16 protein-coding genes are annotated in these 20,113 nt (G+C 51.3%); 2 read left to right on the forward strand and 14 right to left on the reverse strand.

Annotation, left to right across the window (positions count from 1 at the left end; genetic code table 11):
- Positions 1 to 150: 150 nt before the first annotated feature.
- From HYD27_RS09580 to HYD27_RS09610, 7 genes are all read right to left on the reverse strand, one after another.
- Complete coding sequence (locus HYD27_RS09580) at positions 151 to 771, reverse strand: hypothetical protein (RefSeq protein WP_219214161.1); 621 nt, start codon at positions 769 to 771, stop codon at positions 151 to 153.
- Positions 758 to 2,386, reverse strand: coding sequence for a pilus assembly protein PilM (gene pilM / locus HYD27_RS09585; RefSeq protein ID WP_219214165.1), 1,629 nt, complete (start codon positions 2,384 to 2,386; stop codon positions 758 to 760). The genes HYD27_RS09580 and pilM overlap by 14 nt, the downstream gene beginning before the upstream one ends.
- Positions 2,387 to 2,401: 15 nt before the next feature.
- The gene (locus HYD27_RS09590; protein WP_219214168.1) at positions 2,402 to 3,151 is read right to left on the reverse strand and encodes a prepilin peptidase; all 750 of its coding nucleotides are present in this window, start codon (positions 3,149 to 3,151) and stop codon (positions 2,402 to 2,404) included.
- A gap of 80 nt (positions 3,152 to 3,231) precedes the next feature.
- Complete coding sequence (locus HYD27_RS09595; RefSeq protein ID WP_219214170.1) at positions 3,232 to 3,678, reverse strand: type II secretion system protein; 447 nt, start codon at positions 3,676 to 3,678, stop codon at positions 3,232 to 3,234.
- A gap of 189 nt (positions 3,679 to 3,867) precedes the next feature.
- Positions 3,868 to 5,073: a type II secretion system F family protein gene (locus tag HYD27_RS09600; protein WP_219214174.1), complete on the reverse strand. Its 1,206-nt coding sequence runs from the start codon at positions 5,071 to 5,073 to the stop codon at positions 3,868 to 3,870.
- Positions 5,073 to 6,122 carry a type IV pilus twitching motility protein PilT gene (locus HYD27_RS09605; RefSeq protein WP_219214176.1) on the reverse strand — a complete coding sequence of 350 codons (1,050 nt, stop codon included), beginning with the start codon at positions 6,120 to 6,122 and terminating at the stop codon, positions 5,073 to 5,075. The genes HYD27_RS09600 and HYD27_RS09605 overlap by 1 nt, the downstream gene beginning before the upstream one ends.
- 19 nt (positions 6,123 to 6,141) lie before the next feature.
- Entirely contained in the window at positions 6,142 to 7,806 is a 1,665-nt protein-coding gene (locus HYD27_RS09610) for a GspE/PulE family protein (protein ID WP_219214178.1), read from the reverse strand.
- Between the two features lie 278 nt (positions 7,807 to 8,084).
- On the opposite strand from HYD27_RS09610, the gene HYD27_RS09615 reads away from it, so the two are divergent.
- Positions 8,085 to 10,508: a choice-of-anchor A family protein gene (locus HYD27_RS09615; protein ID WP_219214180.1), complete on the forward strand. Its 2,424-nt coding sequence runs from the start codon at positions 8,085 to 8,087 to the stop codon at positions 10,506 to 10,508.
- Positions 10,509 to 10,573: 65 nt separating this feature from the next.
- Here the strand turns inward: HYD27_RS09615 and HYD27_RS09620 are convergent, their stop codons facing one another.
- The 3 genes from HYD27_RS09620 to HYD27_RS09630 are packed head-to-tail and all read right to left on the reverse strand — an operon-like array spanning position 10,574 to position 13,508.
- Positions 10,574 to 12,376, reverse strand: coding sequence for a hypothetical protein (locus HYD27_RS09620; RefSeq protein ID WP_219214182.1), 1,803 nt, complete (start codon positions 12,374 to 12,376; stop codon positions 10,574 to 10,576).
- A gap of 12 nt (positions 12,377 to 12,388) precedes the next feature.
- Positions 12,389 to 12,934 (reverse strand): PulJ/GspJ family protein, encoded by a 546-nt coding sequence (locus HYD27_RS09625; protein ID WP_219214185.1) that lies wholly within the window; start codon positions 12,932 to 12,934, stop codon positions 12,389 to 12,391.
- A complete protein-coding gene (locus HYD27_RS09630; protein WP_219214188.1) occupies positions 12,918 to 13,508 on the reverse strand; it encodes a type II secretion system protein in 591 nt (196 codons plus the stop codon). Before HYD27_RS09630 ends, HYD27_RS09625 begins: the two co-directional genes overlap by 17 nt.
- 267 nt (positions 13,509 to 13,775) lie before the next feature.
- On the opposite strand from HYD27_RS09630, the gene HYD27_RS09635 reads away from it, so the two are divergent.
- Positions 13,776 to 14,561 carry an alpha/beta hydrolase gene (locus HYD27_RS09635; protein ID WP_219214191.1) on the forward strand — a complete coding sequence of 262 codons (786 nt, stop codon included), beginning with the start codon at positions 13,776 to 13,778 and terminating at the stop codon, positions 14,559 to 14,561.
- A 210-nt stretch (positions 14,562 to 14,771) separates the two neighbouring features.
- Here the strand turns inward: HYD27_RS09635 and argH are convergent, their stop codons facing one another.
- The 4 genes from argH to HYD27_RS09655 form a co-directional block, all read right to left on the reverse strand.
- Positions 14,772 to 16,187, reverse strand: a complete 1,416-nt coding sequence (gene argH, locus HYD27_RS09640) for an argininosuccinate lyase (protein ID WP_219214195.1) — start codon at positions 16,185 to 16,187, stop codon at positions 14,772 to 14,774.
- Positions 16,188 to 16,309: 122 nt separating this feature from the next.
- The gene (locus HYD27_RS09645) at positions 16,310 to 17,545 is read right to left on the reverse strand and encodes an argininosuccinate synthase (RefSeq protein ID WP_219214197.1); all 1,236 of its coding nucleotides are present in this window, start codon (positions 17,543 to 17,545) and stop codon (positions 16,310 to 16,312) included.
- Between the two features lie 309 nt (positions 17,546 to 17,854).
- A complete protein-coding gene (gene argF / locus HYD27_RS09650) occupies positions 17,855 to 18,823 on the reverse strand; it encodes an ornithine carbamoyltransferase (RefSeq protein WP_219214200.1) in 969 nt (322 codons plus the stop codon).
- Positions 18,820 to 20,106: an aspartate aminotransferase family protein gene (locus tag HYD27_RS09655; protein ID WP_228745065.1), complete on the reverse strand. Its 1,287-nt coding sequence runs from the start codon at positions 20,104 to 20,106 to the stop codon at positions 18,820 to 18,822. Before HYD27_RS09655 ends, argF begins: the two co-directional genes overlap by 4 nt.
- Positions 20,107 to 20,113: the final 7 nt, after the last annotated feature.

The raw sequence follows: 20,113 nt of genomic DNA on the forward strand, positions 1-20,113 counted from the left end.
CTCCCCTGTTATTTTGCGTTTTCCACTCTGTATCTTTTTTCAAATTTCTTACTCCCTAATATAACTAGCGATTTCACAGTAAAAAAAACTTCGCTTCCCCCTCCAAGCGGGACACGAAGTCAATATCGTCGATATTCATGACAGGTGATCTTATTGCTGCCCTATTTGTGCAGCCTCTGTCTGCTGTATATCTTCATAAAAGGCTGTGAAGGATACTGTGGCTGTCAGGACGCTGCCAGGCTTTTGCGGAGTCCGCAGCTCATAAGGCTGCTGGAAGTTAAAACTATCAATGCTGATAATGCGCGGCAGCTCATTCAACTGTTTAAGCCACTCGTGAATTTCTGCGTAGTAGCCTTCAACGGTGGCTGTCATTTTAACCTCTTTCAGACCCGCAAGCAAAGCTGGCTTAATACCTGTCCAGGCTGCAATATTGCTTGCATCGGCCAGCGAGAAGCTGATGTCCCTTACGCTGGCATAGGTGCTCTTGCTGATCCGCTGCAGGTCGAGAATCAGCCCCTCTGTATCATCTCCCTGCGTGATTGCAGCCATCGCCTGTTCCTGATCCTGAGATACTGTGCCTGCTCCCGAAAGCTCGCTAATTTTGTTCTCAAGCAGCGCTTGCTCCTGCTGAAGCTGTGACAATTCGACATTTCGGGAATTCAGATCACTATTGGCCGGATGTATAGCCAACATATAAAAAGCAAACAAAATTAAAAACATCAACAGCAAACCGAGAACGATGGAGGAGCGGTATTTATTAATTTGTTCCACTGCTTCCCTCTCCCCCTTCCGCAAAGGCCTGCACATCTGCTGACGTTTGCCGCGGTTTAGGCTTCATATCTACCGTATAATTAGCCGTATATTGCAATATGGCCGTAGAAATACCTGCGGCAGCCAATGATGCGGAATTGGCGGCACCTTGGGACAGCTTCAGGATCGAGGCCTCCGTCGCAAAGGACATCTGGCGCAGTGCCGCCAAATAAGCAGAGCTATGCTCCATCGCTGTAAAGTTCAGTGTCAGTATCAAATTGCCTTGGAATGTATAATTAATTTCCCGGATCACCCCGCCGTAAGGAAGTTTTGCTTCCAGCTCATCCAGAATGGCAGCCGCATCGGCACGCTTGGCTGTTATAGCTTCGAGAACAGCCGCCCGGTCAACACTATCTGATCCAGAGTTCACGTTCAAGCTGCTTAATTCCAACTGAAGCGTTATATTCCGATCCTGAACCTTCTGAATTTGCTGTGTCCGGTCACTAAGCTCCCCATGGACAGAGGTATATAATATCCCTGTACCGGTAATCCCCAATATCCAGACAGCTGTCAACATAATAGCTATATACGGAAACATAATTGTCTCGCGGTCCTCGCGCGGCAGCAGATTGATGTTGCGGATTTTGTGATCGCGCAATGCCGCCCCGGCCGCTACCCGGTAATCGTTCAGACTGAGGTCTGTCTTAGCCCCTTCCGCGAACTGGTCAACGGCGAGCGTGGCAATGGCCAGCTCCGGAAGAGCGGCTTGCAGCTCCTGTTGCAGCTGATTGCGCAACCCCGGGAAGCCGGTAATCAGCAGCTCTGTGATCCGGGTCGACCCGTCATGCAGACTGTACTGATAAAAGCTTAGCATGCGCGAAATTTCCGCCGTAATCTCCAGCATCTGTTCGGAAGACAAATAATCCTGTGAGGCTGCAGCCACCTCGGCTTCTGCCAGTAAAGGCTGCTCCTTGCTCAGATTCGGCGGCAGCTCGTGCTCCAGGTCAACCAAATTAATTGTCCGCATGAATACCGGATTACCGCTGCGGAACATATAAATATCGAGTAGCGACTGTTCCAGATGGATCAGCATCGTCTCGTTGAACGCATGTCCATACCCGGCCACAATACTGCGCGCCAGTGCTGTTGCCGACACCTCTACACTTTTGACCCGAAGTCCGGCATCCTCTACCACATCCACATAGTCTTGGATGACTTTGCGCGGTGCGGCAAAAATAATCAGTTGGCTCTCATTTTCATCCTGCCCGGCAATGACATAATCATATACCGGATTCTCAAACGGCAGATGCAGCCCGGTCTCGACCTCCAGCTTCACCAACTGGTCGATCTGCTTCTCAGCCGTGCTGGGAATGGCCATTTTACGGATGATCATCTGTGAAGGCGGGATCGACAGATTCACCGCACTCCCTCGTAATCCTTTATTTTTCACCCATTGTCTTAACCGGTCATAAAGCGCCTCACTGTCGGCAATCTGGTTCTCCACGATCATTCCCGGCAGCAGAGGCATGAATCTTTTTTTATGAACTTGTTTTGATTGAATGTTCTTGAAGCTGATATAGCGGATTCCAGTCTGCTCAATGGAGACACCGGCCGCTTTATGACCCATTCCAAACATGCTATAAAGTTCCTCCTAACGGATGAGCGCGAGATAACCGCTGATAAGATGTGAACCGTAAGAGAAAGCAATCATTGAGCCTGCTGCCAGCCAGGGGCCAAACGGGATCGGCTGCTTGCGTTTCACCCTGCCAAGCAGCATTAACGTGCCTCCAGCTACCGTTCCCAGCGCACAAGCAATCAAGAAGGCCAATAATACATTGGGAAAGCCGACTACCCAGCCCAGCAGCGCGAACAGCTTCACGTCCCCCATGCCCATTCCCCCCAACAAGGCTAGCAGCAGCACAATTACACAGCCAACTACTCCACCCAGCAAATGGGACCACAGTGGACCCCCTGGAAAAACGATCACCAACCAAAGCAGCAGCGGCAGGAAAAACAGCAGCACCTTGTTCGGGATCAGCATGAACCTTAGGTCGGCTACCGTTACAATGACGGAGAGACTGACGAGCATCCAGCCGATAACCCCATTGCCGGTCAGGCCAAATCGCATGTAGACCCCCAGAAACAACAACCCCGTAGCTGCTTCACCCAGCATATACAGCGGCGATACCTTCGCCCCGCAGTGCCTGCATTTGCCGCCGGACAGCAGATAGCTTAGCACCGGCACCAGATCACGCGCCGTAAGCTGCGTCCCGCAGCTTGTACAACGCGACGAAGGCCGCAGCAGCGACTCTCCCACTGGCACCCGCAGCGCCACTACATTATAAAAGGAGCCCAGAATCAGGCCGGTAAGGGTGATGTAAACTGCGAGAACAATCGTCATGAATCATCGGTTCCTATCCGGTGGATTTTGAAAAAGGATTCGGGAATTTCGTTCCTTTTTTCGAATATATATTTTCATTATTATTCAGTTAGAATTTTAGTTGCAGTATAAGTACCATCAGTAATATCAGCAGCATGGGGATCTAGCACTACATTCAGAAGTGTCCCATCATCATTAAAATTAATAAGTGTAGTCGCCTCTACGAGAGGGGCTTTAGTGCTTGGAAGAACAATATTCTGATCAACATAATTACCTGCTTTCAGTTCTGTTAGAGTAACCTTGGTATGTTCCCTATAATCACCGTTCGCTTCCCCTATTACATAGAGACGGGCTGCATCATATAATTGCCGCGCAGTCGCCAAATCTGCTTCCTTTCTAGAATTGCTAATTACATTCCCAATCATCGGAATCGCAATAACCGCAATAATCCCCAAAATTACAATAACCGCCAATAGCTCAATCAGCGTAAATCCTTTTTCCTCTTTCGCCGCCTTGCCCAGCTTCTTTCGAATCGTTTGTGCCAGCATGCCATTTCCCCCTTAGAAATAATGATTTTGGATAAGACCGACATTACGTCATTTTAAAATTCTCATGCCTCTTAGCTAATCTAATGGAAATGTATTTGCCCTATCCCGGCAAGCCAGGGACGCTTTCTTCACTCCCTGTCCGACTGCTTGGCGTCACCCCTCTCAAGCTATGTGCAAGGAGCACATAGCTCACATGTTGCTGTACAGACTAAACATCGGCAGCATAATCGCTGCGACGATCACGCCGACTATGCCTGCCAGAAAGGCAATCAACAGCGGCTCCAGCAGCGACTTAAGCCGATCAACGGTGTTTTCCACGTCCATCTCGTAGAAGTCCGCCACTTTCGATAGCATTTGATCCAGTGCCCCTGTTTCTTCACCGATCGCAATCATCTGTGTAACCAGCGGCGGAAATACCCAGGCTTTCTTGAGCGGCTCAGAAAGAGGCTTGCCTTGCCTTAACGATTCACTGGCACTCCGGATATAACCACCGATCACTTTATTTCCGGCAACCTCTTCCACAATGGAGAGCGCCTGCAGAATTGGTACGGAACTGGCATACAGTGATGAGAAGGTGCGGGTGAACTGGGCAATCGAGCCTTTTTGATTCAGCTTGCCGAAGACCGGAATTTTCAGTTTGGCATAATCGAGTGCATAGGCACCTTTTTCTGTCCGCTTAGCCACCTGAAAAGCAGCCACGAGCAGGATAACGGCGATCACCCAGATGTACCATTGTCCCTGGATACTTTTACTGAGGGCCAGCACCATTTTGGTTATTGCAGGGAGCTTAGCATCCATCGACTCAAACATCGTTACAAACTGCGGAACAATTGCCCATAACAGATATATTACAGCAGCAACTGCCATAACGCCGACCGTGACCGGATAAGTCAGCGCTGACTTGATTTTCTCCGTAGTCGTATGCTGCTTCTCAAAGTACACCGCCAGCCGCTCAAGCGTCCCCTCCAAATCGCCGGATTCTTCTCCGGCCCGGATCATACTGACAAACAGCGCGGGGAAAATCTTCTTATGATCCTGAATGGACTGCGACAGCGAAATTCCGCGCAGCAGACTTGAATTCACATCATGCAGCGCTTTGCTCAGCGGTTTGCTCTCCGTTTGCTCTGCCAAAATACGTGTGGCATCCACAATGGACACTCCTGCACGCATCAAAGTTGCAAACTGGCGGCAATAAATAATGAAATGAATCGTCTTCACCGGATTGCCGATATAGATTTCCATTGAAAGGAATGAGGTTTTCTGCTCTACAAGCGAGAACACTGTGAGTCCCCGCTTGCGCAGCTCGTCCATCGCCGATGACTTGTCCGAAGCCGTAAGCTTGCCTTTCAACTGCTTCCCGGCATTGGTCCTAACCTGATATTCGAACTGGGGCATCAGCTATTCACCTCCGGGAGGTAGCCTCTGGCGGCCTCAGGCTGAAGCAGTCCCAGCTGCAATTGTTCCCTGATGTTCATCTCCAGCGTGTGCATGCCCAGCGAACGGCTGGTTTGCATTATATTTTTGAGCTGATGGGTTTTCTCGGTCCGGATAAGATTGGCTACCGCGGGTGTATTAATCAGCAGCTCCGTTGCACATAAGCGACCCCGCCCTCCGGCTCTTGGGAATAGTCTTTGCGAAAGAACTGCCAGTAGAACAGAAGCCAGCTGCGACCGGATCTGTCCCTGCTGATGTCCCGGAAAAGTATCGATAATCCGGTCAATTGTCTGCGGCGCATCAGTGGTATGGAGGGTAGCCATCACAAGATGGCCGGTTTCGGCAGCGGTAACGGCAGCGGAGATGGTCTCCAGATCACGCATTTCGCCTACCAGGATGACATCCGGGTCCTGGCGAAGCGCTGCTCTAAGCCCGCTGGCAAAGCTGCCTGTATCACTGCCCACTTCGCGCTGTTCGATCAGGCAGGTTCCATGGCTATGCAGAAATTCTATCGGATCTTCCAGCGTAACAATATGTTTGCTTGCAGTGCGGTTAATGTAATTCAGCATAGCGGCAAGCGTCGATGATTTTCCGCTCCCCGTTGGCCCCGTCACCAGAATCAGCCCCTGGGGCCTCATCGCCAGACTGGACAACTCTGAAGGCAAAGACAACTGCTCCATGGTTGGAATTTCAACCGGAATAGCCCGTGCCGCAATACTTACCTCGCCACGCTGGCGGTACACGTTGACACGGTACCTTACTCCGCTGTCCAGCGGATAGGAGAAATCCAATTCCCCGCAACGAAGGAACTCTTTGCTTTTGTCGCTGCCAAGCAATACCCCGGCCATAGCGGCCGCTTCTTCAGAACTGACATTTCCGCCGTCCACCGGATGAAGTTTCCCATCGATACGCATGACTGGCGGTGAAGCAACGGAAACATGCAAGTCAGAGGCTTTGGAAGCAAACGCCAGATGCAGCAATTGAACAATATCCCGTGAAAAAGATTGCACCCTCGTCTCCCCCTAACATCTAGTGCGAAACCGTCTCGCGCATAACTTCCTGCAATGTGGTTATCCCTTTGGAGACCTTGAGGAAGCCATCTTCCATCAAATGCACCATACCTTGCGCATCCCCCGCTGCACGGAGTTCTTCAATCGACGCCGAATCCGTAATCAGCTGGCGCAGCCGGCCATTAATCGCCAGTACCTCATGAATGGCGATCCGTCCTCTATAGCCTGTATTGTTGCAGCTGCCGCAGCCTCTGCCATGATAAATCACATGATCCGGCAGTCCGTGTCTTCGCAGCATAATGGATTCCTGTTCGGCTGGCTTATGCTCTTCCCGGCAGTCCGGACAGATTTTGCGCACCAAACGCTGGGCAACAACTCCCAGCAAAGAGGATGCGATTAAATAAGGCTCAACTCCCATGTCCCGCAGTCTCGAAATCGTACTGATGGCATCATTTGTGTGGAGAGTTGATAATACCAGATGCCCTGTGAGTGAGGCACGCACGGCTATTTCAGCCGTCTCGGTATCTCGGATTTCACCCACCATGACGATATTAGGGTCCTGCCGTAGAATTGAACGCAGCCCGGCCGCAAAGGTTAAGCCGATTGCCGGGTTCACATGCACCTGATTAACGCCTTCAAGCTGATATTCCACCGGATCCTCGATGGTTATGATATTCGCGCTTTCGGTGTTCAGTTGGTTAAGCGCCGCATATAAGGTTGTGGTTTTCCCGCTTCCTGTAGGCCCCGTAATCAAAAGAATTCCGTAAGGCTTGCCGATCATTGACTGAAAAGCCTCCGCATTCCCATCACTGAAGCCCAGGCTATCGACTGATTTCACTCCGGCGCTCAAATCGAGCAGCCGCAGCACAATCTTCTCTCCATGCATGGTAGGCAGTGAGGATACACGGATGTCAACCATTTTGTAATCAAACTGCATTTTGATCCGTCCATCCTGAGGCAAACGACGCTCAGCGATGTTCAGCTTGGCCATAATCTTCAGTCTAGCTGTGATGAAACCCTGCATTTGCTTTGGGATGATCCGTTCGGTCCGCAGCGTTCCGTCGATCCGGTAACGGATGGACAGGTTGTTCTCACCCGGGTCCACATGAATATCCGATGCTCTGAGCGAGACGGCCTGCTGGATCATCTGGTTCACAAGCCGCACAATCGGCGAGTCTTCATCAGTAATCTCAGTTTCTTCAATCTCTTCCTGCGTAGGCAGCTCTACCATCATCTGGCTCATCGAATCACGCATGCCATAGTGGCGGGCAATTGCCCGGGTCAGCTCATCCCGGCTGGAAATGGCAGGCTCAATGCGAAATCCTGTACTCATGCGTAAGTCCTCAATTGCAAAATAGTCCAGCGGGTCCGCCATAGCCACCATCAGCTTGCTTCCTTCTTTCATGAACGGCAGCACCTGGTAACGCTTGGCCATACTCTCGGGAATAATCTGCGTAATAGCAGGATCAATCTGATATTTGAACAAGCTGACATGAGGAATGCCAAGCTGGAATTCCAGCACCTCAATCAGCTGCTGCTCGGTGATATAGCCTTGGGTGATCAGCAGGTCCCCTAATTTGCGTTTGGATCTGCGTTGTTCCACCAACGCTTCTTCAAGCTGTTCCTGAGAGATAATTCCATTCTCAACAAGTAGGTCTCCCAGCCTCTTTTTCATGATAGCCATCTCATTCTCACTCCAAAATGCTTAATTTTTTGCAGTTTTGCGGAATCAATCTATGTATATTGTAAAAATATTTCAAATTTTATAGTTATATAGACTCAATTTTCAGGAAAATACGCACATCTTTTAATTGCCTATCTACTAAATATGTCCTAGAATGATATATAGCATAGATTGGATATATTTACAATGAAAACACCGTCAATAATTACTATAATTTTACATTGTTAATCCGAATTTTACATATTATGCGTAATATATATCGGCCAGGGAGTGATGTGATGATGCTTGTAAAGAAGAAAAGATTGGCTTTCATTTCAGGCCTTGTCCTGTTGGCTGTGCTGATAGTTTCTCTGCGGCATCTTGTAATCAATGTGTTTGCAGATCAAACAACCGGCACTATAGCAAAAGCAAGTCTGCAAATGAGCCGCTCCATCACAGATTATTCAGGTGAAGCTGTAACAGCCAGCATTCAGAGCGGCGAAGTGATCCATCTGAATTACACCATTACACCCCAGAATATAGCTGATACCAATGCAGCTGCCATTCAGCAGCAGGTTGTCTCTAATATTGTCTTTACTGAGAAGCTTCCTGCCGGCGTCAGTATTAAAAATACAGACCTGCCTGCAGGGTTTAGCATGAGCGGCACACTGATTGGGGGATACACTATTTCAGGCAATCTGGCTGACATTACCTATACCTGGAGTAATGACAAGCAAGCCTATACTGCAAATCCTGATCCGGACCAAACGCAAAAAATCATTTTCTTCTCCATTCCCGCGCAAGTCGATGAAACGGGGGAATATACCTTCAGCAGTGCCGCAGTCCAGTTTGACGACCTCCATGCTGTTCCTGCGGCAACTGACATCCCTGTACCAGCTGCTACTGCAACTCCAGTACCTACAGCTACCTTTAATCCGGGCACCTCAACCTCCAATTCGTTACTTGGAGTAGCGGGCGATTACAATGTATTTGTCTTCGGAAATGCCAAAATATCCGCTTCGCTTGCGGGCAATCTTGCTTCGGGCGGCACTACAACCACAAGCGGGGTTTCCCTCAACCAAGGCAACGGGCTTAACGTTCCCTACGCCATCGTCACCGGCGGAGATCTTAACTTCACCAACGGTACAGTCTATGGAAATATCCTTCATCAGGGAGAGTATCTCAAAAATGATCCCGGTAACATCGTAGGAGGAACCTATAACAAGGGGACCTTGATAGATTTTAATGCCGCACGCAGCTATTATGAGGCTTACTCCGCCAGTCTGGCCTCTGTTCAAGCCGTAGGAACAACGACTGAGCTGAAATGGGGCGGACTCTATGCTACGGCAACTGAGGCGGTGAGCGTGTTCGATTTTACATCCGACTTTTACAATGAAGCAGGCTGGACCAATCTAACGGCTCCTTCCGGCGCTTCATTAATCTTTAATATCCGCGGCACGACTGTTAATTTCACCAAGGCCTTCGCTCTGCCAAACGGAGTCAGCGGAAGCAATGTTATTTATAATTTTCCGGATGCCACATCGGTAAGCATTTCGAGCGGTGAATACAGAGGCTCCATTCTGGCGCCAAAAGCCGCAATCAGCTTCACAAATGGCCAGATTCACGGCAATATCATCGCTGCATCGATCAACTCATCCTCAACCATTGGTATATTGCCTTATAAAGGTCAATTGCCGGTTATGCCAACGCCGGCTCCGGCTGTAACGCCATCGCCAGTTGCAACACCGGCGCCGACTGCAGTGCCGCATCCATCGCTGACGTTCCCGCCGCTGACGCTGACCGTGTTGGCACCTTCACCCTCAGCATCGCCATCACCTTCAGCTTCTCCATCACCGACGCCGACAACGATCAGAACCCTTGACATTGTGACATACTCTGACTGGACAGCTAAAAACACTCCTTTGGATCTTAAAGCCGTTTACACCGGGTCTTCTGTGGAGACTAATCTCACTTATGGCTGGACCATACTAGATGGTCCTGAGGGCGGCAGGTTTCCAGGCGGAGCTGACGCACCGGTTACGTCTTTCAAAGCCGGGGTTCCAGGCGTATACACAATTCAAGTAACCGCCCAGAGTGATCAATATCCTATACCTGTAGCACAGACCAAAATCATTACGGTGATAAGCTTTAAAATTACAGGGACAGGCACTAAGATTTACGCGGGCCAGAGTCTAAACCTCTCTTTAGAGATAACCCCTGCGAGCGCCGCTGTGAAACCAGAGGACATTACCTGGAGTTTATCCGGAAATGGCAAGGATTACGCCGGCCTGCAAGCTGCTGACACTACCGGCAGGAACTATTCTCTGACTGCTGACAAAGATATCCCCATTGAGACTGCGGTTACTGCCGTTGCCCAGATCGGGTCAGATACGGCAGAATATGCAGTCACCATTTCGCCAATGTACATCCGGTTTAATTCACCTGAACCTGTAGCCGCCGGCGGTCCTGCCTATAATTTGAATAATCTTCTAAAGTTGTACCCGGTCACGATTCCAAAAGATAAGCTGAACTGGACAAGTTCCGATCCGTCTATCGCCGATTTTGATAAACCGGTTAACGACTCTAACCGCGGAGAGATTAAAGGCAAGAAGCCGGGGATCGTTAAAGTGACAGTAACCTATCAAATTTCAGCTGATCATTATGTGGAGGGTACCGTAGATATTCAGGTCGTAGATATCAGCACCAACGGTGATAAATATTAACGCACACTAAAAATAGGAGCTTACCTACGATTGTAGGCAAGCTCCTATTTTGTCATCCAAACATATCATTTCAGCAGTTCCACCGGCCCTACACTGACGCTTACATTGGTTACACGTGGCAGACTAGCTTTCTGGTCTTCATATACCTTATTATTATAGTCTACGAAGAATCTCCTCCTCTTTGCATCCTCTGCAATATCCAACTCAGAAACTAGAGAAGCATTAACTGATCCTGTAACTGCATTGACCTCCAAATCGCCTTTGGCAAAAAAACCTCCCTCCAGCCAGAACTTCGAACCAACCCCGTAGAGAATCCCGTTTGCTTCTGTATAGAAGAAACCCTTCATTTTCATTTCAGAAGCCGAAGTCCCCTCCGCAGTACTTACTTCCTTAAAGGCGTCAAACCGGTTCACTAAAACCCTCCCGCTGGAGATAAGGACCAATTCTTTGCCATCCATCCGCTCGATTTCAGCGTCCTCAATTGTTGTTTTCCCCAGTACAAGCATTGTGGAATTGAAGGCTACCTTGCCTTTGATCGTTACGTCTCCAGTGACCAAAATATTGCCGCGAACATTTAAAAAATCCGCTGAATTGTTCGCAAGATTTAAATCCCCGGCAACAATGAGCCATTTCGGAGGGTTAGCCGCATCACCGTTCTTGATGTCCTCAGAAGCATATTCCAATGATTTGTAACCAATCTTATCTACGGTCAAATCCTTATCAAATATCATTGAGTCATACAGAGTGCTCAGCATCGCAAGCTTACTGTTGTAAATCCTTAATTCCGTTTCATTATAATCATCTATCTCTTTGATTAAATCATGATCTTGATCACCCTCAGGATAATCTCTGCGCAACAAAACCGGAGTTTCCAGATGTCCCTCTGTAGGGTGTGCCCCTATCAGCAGACCATTCAAACCGGAGATATTTTTATTTTGAATGAATGCTCTGGCTTTCGCCATATCCTCTGGCGAGAGCACTCCTGCCTCCTCCAGCTTGTCTCCAAATGATTGTGTAACGTTGATTTCTACAAACTTCTTTTTCTCCTTGATCTTTACCCGGTCAGGAGTAATGTCAAGGATCTCTTTCAATGTGTCGTTTAAATTTCCCGCTTCCTTTGCCAAAGGTGTCTGGCTTATCCCATGCCTAATGCTATCCCATGACTGCACATGCACCTCACCCGCTGACACACTATTGGCGGAGATCTGTGGATACGAGGTTTGCTTCTGATTGTCGAAGCCGTTATACGTATAGTTCGCAATGTTCCGGATAATCAGCTGGTTTCCTGCATAAACATTCCCTTGAAGATGAGGTGCACCGTTAAGGATCAAATTATGCTCTGAGCCAAATGCATATTTCAAAAAGTCAGGATAGCTGTCGAGTGTAATACGCTGTCTTAGATTCCGGTTGACACCATTCACTTCAGCTGTAGCAGTAACGTCGATATAATAAATTCTGCTGTTCAGTACATCGGGTGTACCCGTAATTGAAGTAATAATCCCTTCCGCATCATTGCCCAGCGTTCCCAGATTTGTTGAAATCATATGGTCGGTATCATTGGGAAGAGTCAGTTCTCCTAAAATACCCGCCAGTTGGTCCGGATTGATATTCTCAGGAAGCTGAGAGGCTACATAAGCCGTTGCTTCGTTTAATCCCTTTTGAGCCAGATGCAGGCTCTGTATGTCGCTTTCCCGCGTTTCTGTTCTTGTTGCCCCGCCGATGGCCGCTCCCATTACAGCCATTCCGAGAACGGAGAGCAGCAGAACCAGAAACATTACCAACAAGAGTGCCGAGCCATTCTCGCTGTGGAGCTGTAAGCTTCGTTTTATTTTTCCAAGGTGCATAAGATCTAACCTTTTCTTGAACAACAAGCTTCCCTCCTAGAATCCGAATGTGCTCTCCAAGTTCAACGTGTAGTCTTTGCCGCCATACAATTTAAGCAGATTTAAATTAATATTAATCAGGCCGCTTTCACAGGTCCCCACATCGTTGCAATTTAAAATAATATTGGAAGTTGGTGATAGCTCGGCATCAATACTTATCCTGGAATCCTGTTCTCCGGTTACCGACCCGGAAGGAACGATGTACAGCGCTCCCTCCCTAATGACAATGTCTTTATCATCGGCGCCTGAACCGCTATGCCGTAAAGTAATAAGACTCCAGTTGTTCCCGTCTGAATCCAGTCCACTGTCACTGGAGATCATATCCGGGGCAAACGTGTAGATCTCGGTAATGATCGCCGACATAAGCAAATCGCCATCATCCCGGAGCCTATTTTCAACAGTAATCTGGTTATAGCTGCGTATTCCAAACATCATAACTCCGTAAATTAATCCGGCAACCGTTGTAAATAGCGTTATAGCTACGACAAGCTCAATCAGGGTAACCCCTTTTTCACTGCGGAGAGAATTAACGAATTTCTTCATTGGTGATATATCCCTCCACAACCGTCTGTTTAACCAGGCTGGTATCCCGGACATCCGAAACCATAACCTCAACAGGCAGCAAATACTCGGCAGTCGCAATATCAATAGGATCCGTACTCGTGCGCAAATCGTTATATACAGCTCTTTGATACACGATTCGGATATGATAATCGATCCCATTAATGCTTGGGTTCAGCACCTTCTCCAGAACTTCGGGATCTCCGGCAATGCCTTCAAACACCGTACAGGCCGATACTGCCGGAGGTTCAGTTGTTGGATCTGCCGATACTGTAGGATCTGCTGCTGCACATTCGATCTCTTCATTGCCATCCTTCTGAAAATACTCGCTTAAGCTCTCAAAATCCTGCTTCTCCATATAAAACAGCGCATTCCGCGCCAGGTTGACCATAATTGTCTTGTTCTGGTTCGATTTGGAGTAGGACATGGCATTGGTGAAATAGGAGGTCAGCACCAGAGAGACGATCGAGAGAATGACGATGGCCGCCAGCACTTCGATTAAGGTGAAGCCCTGCTGCATGTTCCATTTGAACATGTTCCGTTCCTTCCAACGCATCCTGTTCGCCCCCTGCGCTATATTGGCTGTCATCCATTCTTATCCAGCGGCTCTGTCTTTTCCGTTACTCTGATGTATGTATTCAAAAGGAAACCCCGGTCTACAGTCCCGGTTCTGCTTCCGCCTCTCTGAATCTTTCTACCTACTTCCATTATATTCTTTCCGCTCTGCACCCAGCAATCCTTGCGCGTAATAATTCTGGAGTTTTCTACAATTTATATCCATTTTGTGCTGTGCTATGATTTGTGCTGGAAAGGGGCGAGGTTAATGGCTTTGATAGAATGCAAGTTTTATTCAGAAGTGCTGGGACTGAGTACCTCAATGACGGTTATTCTGCCGCAGCAGACCACAACGCAAATCGGCATGCAAAATGTAACACACGGAAGTCTGCACCCGACTCTGTATTTACTGCATGGCCTGTCCGATGATGACTCGATCTGGCTGCGCCGGACCTCCATTGAACGTTATGTGGCGCGAATGGGGATTGCCGTGGTCATGCCGCAGGTTCACCGCAGCTTCTACACGGATATGGCGGAGGGAGGACGGTATTGGACCTTTATCAGTGAAGAGCTTCCGGCGCTGGCCCGTTCATTCTTCCCGCTGTCGCCGAAGCGTGAGGATAACTTTGTGGCCGGTCTGTCAATGGGCGGTTATGGAGCGATCAAGCTGGGGCTGCGCAAGCCTGAGGCTTTTGCTGCGGCTGCGAGTCTTTCCGGGGCGCTGGATATGGCGCATCATTTCATGAACGGGGAAGACCCTGCAAAGAAATCGAAGGAATACGAACTCATCTTTGGTCAAGAGGATATCGCCGGAACCCCTAATGATCTGCTCTGGCTGCTGAGGGAGGCCGAACGCTCCAAAGGCGCCAAACCGCTTCTCTACCAATGCTGCGGCACGGAGGATTTCCTGTATGAAGACAATCAGAGCTTCCGCAAGGCCTGCGCCAAGACTTCATTGTCACTGACCTATGAAGAAGGTCCAGGCGAACATGAGTGGGGCTACTGGGATACTAAAATTCAAGATGTGCTGAAATGGCTGCCGCTGGGCAAGTAACCGGTAAAGCCCTGTGCGGCGCCGCTGGGGAACGAACTGTCTGTGGCCGCGTGATAGCAGCGGCCCAGATACGTGCTGACACAGGCAGAATGTATAGGCTCGGCACATGAAATGATCCTGTTTCTCATTAAAACACGCCGTCCTTCACAAGGACGGCGTTAGCCGTTTCTACTTATTTCAGCAGGCCATTTCTGTTCTGCCCAATGGCTCTTAGCCCACAGTATTCACATGCTGCCCAATCCATGCACCGGTTGCCTGCAGAGCAGCCTCAGCCCGCTCAATCGCGGCCTGGACCTGGACGGCGGCCGTGCCGCCGTAAACATTGCGGGCGTTCACCACAGCCTCCGGCTCCAGCACGGCATAAATCTGCTCATCGAACAGCGGGGAGAACTGCTTGAACTCCTCCAGTGTCAGATCAAGCAGGAATTTGCCTTCGTTGATGCAGTAGAGCACCGTCTTGCCGATAACCTCATGCGCCTGGCGGAAGGGAAGGCCTTTGCCCACCAGAAAGTCGGCGATGTCGGTCGCGTTGGAAAAGTCCGTGTTGACCGCTTCGCGCATCCGCCCCTTGTTGACCTTCATGGTGGAGATCATCGGCGCGAACAGCTGCAGTGCTCCTGTCAGGGTAGCTACCGTATCGAACATGCCTTCCTTGTCTTCCTGCATATCCTTGTTGTAGGCCAGCGGCAGGGATTTGAGCACGGTCAGCAGGCCGATCAGGTTCCCGTATACACGTCCGGTTTTGCCGCGCACCAGCTCCGGCACGTCGGGGTTTTTCTTCTGCGGCATGATGCTGCTGCCTGTGCAGAAGGCATCATCCAGCTCCACGAAGCTGAACTCCGTGCTGCTCCACAGCACCAGTTCCTCGCTGAGCCGGGAGAGATGAGTCATAACGAGCGCAGCGTTCGCCAGGAACTCGACGATGAAATCGCGGTCGCTGACGGCATCCAGGCTGTTCTCATAGACACTGTCAAAGCCAAGCTGCTCCGCCACAAAATGACGGTCAATCGGGAATGTCGTTCCCGCGAGCGCTCCGGCTCCCAGCGGCAGCACGTTGATCCGTTTGTAGCTGTCTGTCAGGCGCTCTGCGTCACGGCGGAACATCGACACGTAGGCAAGCAGATGATGGGCGAACAGGATCGGCTGTGCACGCTGCAGATGCGTATAGCCCGGAACGATCGTCCCGACATTGTCCTTGGCTTGTCCAATCAGCGCTTCCTGCAGCTCATGCAGCAGGGCAACCAGCTCCACCACCCGGTTCCGCAGGTAAAGATGCATATCGGTCGCCACCTGGTCGTTGCGGCTGCGTCCCGTGTGCAGCTTGCCGCCGACCGGACCGATTTCCTCGATCAGATTCTTTTCGATATTCATATGAATGTCCTCGTCCGCCACTGTAAAAATAATCTCGCCTGCACGAACCTTGTCCAGTACCTTGTTCAGTCCGTTCTTGATCGTCTCTACATCCTCCTGCGGAAGAATGCCGCATTTGCCCAGCATCGTGACATGGGCCAGACTGCCCTGCACATCCTCTTCGGCCAAAGCTTTATCGAATCCGATGGAGGCTGTGTATTCCTCCACCAGCTTGTTCGTTCCTTTGGTAAATCGACCGCCCCACAGCTTGCTCACCTGTTGTATCCTCCTCTGTTGACGTTAGAAGGGCCGCTCCTGTCCTGACGGGAGGAACGGCCTTCGGCTGTCTGGTTATGTTTACGGGTATAGCCCCTGCCTGCTGTCATACATACGATGACTTATTTCTTCGATTCCGCAACGCCTGCCGAAACCTTCAGACGCAGGGCATTCAGGCGGATAAAGCCTGTAGCATCCCCCTGATCATAGGCCTGGGTCGGATCGGCTTCCATTGTGGCGATGTCCGGATTGTACAGGCTGACCGGCGACTTCACGCCGGCTCCGATAATGTTGCCCTTGTACAGCTTGACGCGTACGGTCCCTGTAACGTTCTTCTGGCTTTCCTTCACCAGTGCCTGCAGCGCAAGGCGTTCGGGCGCGAACCAGAAGCCGTTGTACACAAGTGTGCTGTAACGGGTAATCAGGCTGTCGCGCAGATTCATTACTTCACGGTCCATCGTAATGGATTCCATTTTGCGGTGGGCTGTGAACAGGATCGTTCCGCCCGGGGTTTCATACACCCCGCGGCTCTTCATGCCGACAAACCGGTTCTCCACCATATCGACGCGTCCAATGCCATGCTTGCCGCCGAGCTCGTTCAGCTTCTCCATGACCTGGAGCGGAGACAGAGGCTCGCCGTTCAGCGCGACGCAGTCACCCTTGAGGAATTCCAGCTCCAGGTATTCCGCCTGATCCGGGGCATCCTCCGGCGCATTGCTGAGGAGGAACATTTCTTTGTTCTCCGGTGCGCTTGGATCGAACCAGGGATCTTCGAGCACGCCGCTCTCGTAGCTGATGTGCAGCAGGTTGCGGTCCATGGAATACGGCTTGGCCGCCGAGGCCTGTACCGGAATGCCGTTTGCTTCCGCGTAAGCGATCATTTCCGCCCGGCCCGGGAACTGGTTGCGGAACTCTTCAAGCCGCCAAGGCGCAATCACCTTGATGCTTGGGGACAAGGCCGCCGCATTCAACTCGAAGCGCACCTGGTCGTTGCCTTTGCCTGTCGCGCCATGGGCAATCGCCGTAGCGCCTTCGGCAATGGCGATATCGACCATACGCTTCGCAATCAGCGGACGGGCGATGCTTGTACCAAGCAAATATTGGCCTTCATACAAAGCGCCCGACTGGAACATCGGGTAGATGAAGTCATTTGCGAATTCGTCGCGCAGGTCGTCGATATAGACCTTTGAAGCGCCGGTGGCGAGGGCTTTTTCCTCCAGGCCTTCCAGCTCTTCCTTCTGGCCGATATCGGCTGTAAAAGCAATAATCTCCGCGTCATAGGTTTCTTTCAGCCACTTCAGAATGACCGAGGTATCCAGCCCGCCGGAATAGGCGAGCACGATTTTTTCTTTTGCCATGGGGGGTGCAACTTCCTTTCGTGTGGGGGTATACCGGTGATAGAGAGCGAGCAACTGCGTGAAATGTGTGGACTTCCGGCCGCTGTTGTCTGCAGATTTCCTGATTTGCACCGCTGTTCGCGGTTGAAATCCGCAGACAAAGGCGAACGCTACGCTCCTGCAGTTCCAAACCTTCACTCCGTTGCTCCGCACCGGAATTCTAACGCCCATGCTTAAGTTCAACCTATATAGTATTTTATATAGTATAAGACCCAGCAAGAGCCTTGCAAGATCAATCCTGATTTACTCTAAGCCCTAAGCTAACTTGGCTCAGCCCATCAAAGCGGCCATCAGCGCTTTCTGCGCATGCAGACGGTTCTCCGCCTGATCGAAGATGACCGAGTTCGGGCCGTCGATCACGCCGGTGCTGACCTCTTCCTCGCGGTGGGCCGGCAGGCAGTGCAGGAACAGGTAGTCGCTCTTCGCGCCTTTGACCAGTTCCTCATTGACCTGATAGTCCTTAAAAGCCGCCTCACGCGCCAGCTGCTCCGCTTCGAAGCCCATACTCGCCCACACGTCCGTATAGATCACGTCGGCATCCTGCACGGCTTCCTGCGGGCTGCGGGTAACCACAATGGCAGAGCCGCTCTCTTTGGCAATCTCCCGCGCTTCCGCCACTACAGCCGCATCCGGCTCATAGCCTTCCGGCCCGGCAATGGAGACATGCACGCCCAGCTTGGCACCGCCGATCAGCAGAGAATGCGCCATGTTGTTGCCATCGCCGATATAGGCCAGCTTCAGGCCCTTGAGCTTGCCTTTGTGCTCGTAGACGGTCTGGTAATCGGCCAGCACCTGGCACGGATGCGCCAGATCGCTCAGTCCGTTGATGACAGGCACCGAAGCATAACGGGCCAGCTCCTCTACTTTGTCATGGCCGAAGGTGCGGATCATAATCCCGTCCAGATAACGCGACATTACCTGAGCTGTATCGCCTACCGTTTCACCGCGTCCAAGCTGGATATCATTTTTGCTCAAGAACAGCGCATGACCGCCAAGCTGGTACATGCCCACTTCAAACGACACGCGTGTGCGGGTCGAGGATTTTTCAAAAATCAGGCCAATCGTCTTGCCCTTCAGCGGCTGGAAGGCTTCCCCGCTCTTCTGCTTCCGCTTCAGCTCGACCGCCAAATCAATCAGATACGTGATTTCCTCCGGGCTGTAGTCGTTCAGCTCCAGCAAATCACGGCCTTTGAGCTGCTGCGCAAGCTTCCCGGTATCGCTTTGTACTCCCTGGCTCATGAACCTGCCTCCCATTTTCCATTATTAGCATAAGTATGAATGAGTTCCGAAAGGATGTCCACCGCCTGGTGAATCTCATCGGCGCTTACATACAGGTTCGGCAGCAGCCGAATGACATTCGGTCCGGCCTGCACGAACAGCAGTCCGCGCTTCTGTCCGGCCAGCACGATATCGGCCACCGGAGCTGCACATTCGATGCCAATCAAGAGGCCCCTGCCGCGGATTTCCTTCACAAACGGCGTATCCGCCAGCTTCTCTCCGAGCAGTCCCTTCAGATACCCGCCCATGTCGGCGGCACGCTGCGGCAGCCCGTCTTCGAGCATCGTTTCAATCGTTGCCTCCATCACCGCTGCGGCCAGCGGAGTCCCGCCGAAGGTGCTCGCATGAGCACCCGGGCTGAACGCGTCGCGCAGATATCCCTTGCCCAGCATCACACCGGCAGGGAACCCGCTGGCCACGCCTTTGGCCAGGGTAAAGATGTCCGGCTCAATGCCGTAGTGCTGATGCGCAAACAGCTTGCCTGTGCGGCCCATGCCGGTTTGCACCTCGTCCACGATCAGCAGCAGGCCATGCTCCTTGCACAGCTCCACCACCGCATCCAGGAACTCCTGCCGCACCTCCAGCACGCCGCCTTCAGCCAATACCATTTCCAGCATAATTGCTGCAGTATTCTCGGAAATGGCGGCCTTCAGCGCCGGAAGATCATGCAAAGGCACGGTCTTGAAGCCTGCCGGGAGCGGCAGGAAGCCTTCCTTAACCTTGTCCTGCCCGGTAGCTGTCAGCGTAGCCAGTGTACGTCCGTGGAATGACTGCTCGAACGTAATCACTTCATAGCGGCCTGTCCCTTTCACCTTCTGGTGGTAACGGCGCGCCAGCTTGATCGCCGCTTCATTCGCTTCCGCCCCGCTGTTGCAGAAGAACACCTGATCCGCACAGCTGTTGCCCGTAAGCAGCGCCGCCACCCGGTCCTGTCCCGGAATGTGGAACAGGTTCGAAACATGCCACAGCGTATCAATCTGCGCCTTCAGCTTCGCGCCAACCTTCTCGGGGGCGTGCCCCAGGCTCGTTACGGCCAGACCGCACATAAAATCGAGATACTTGTTGCCCTGGTCATCCCACACCCAGCTGCCCTTGCCCTTGACGAGGCTGATGCCGTATCTGGCGTAGGACGGGAATACCGCAGTCAGCTTGGCAGGAGCAGCCCCCTGAACCTCCGTCTCTATTGGACGGTCCTGCGGCGCCCCTGTCAAAGAATCTTTTTCCGCTTGCGTAAGCTCACTCATTCTTAGT

Source organism: Paenibacillus sp. S150 (assembly GCF_019352175.1).
GTDB lineage: Bacteria > Bacillota > Bacilli > Paenibacillales > Paenibacillaceae > Paenibacillus_AQ.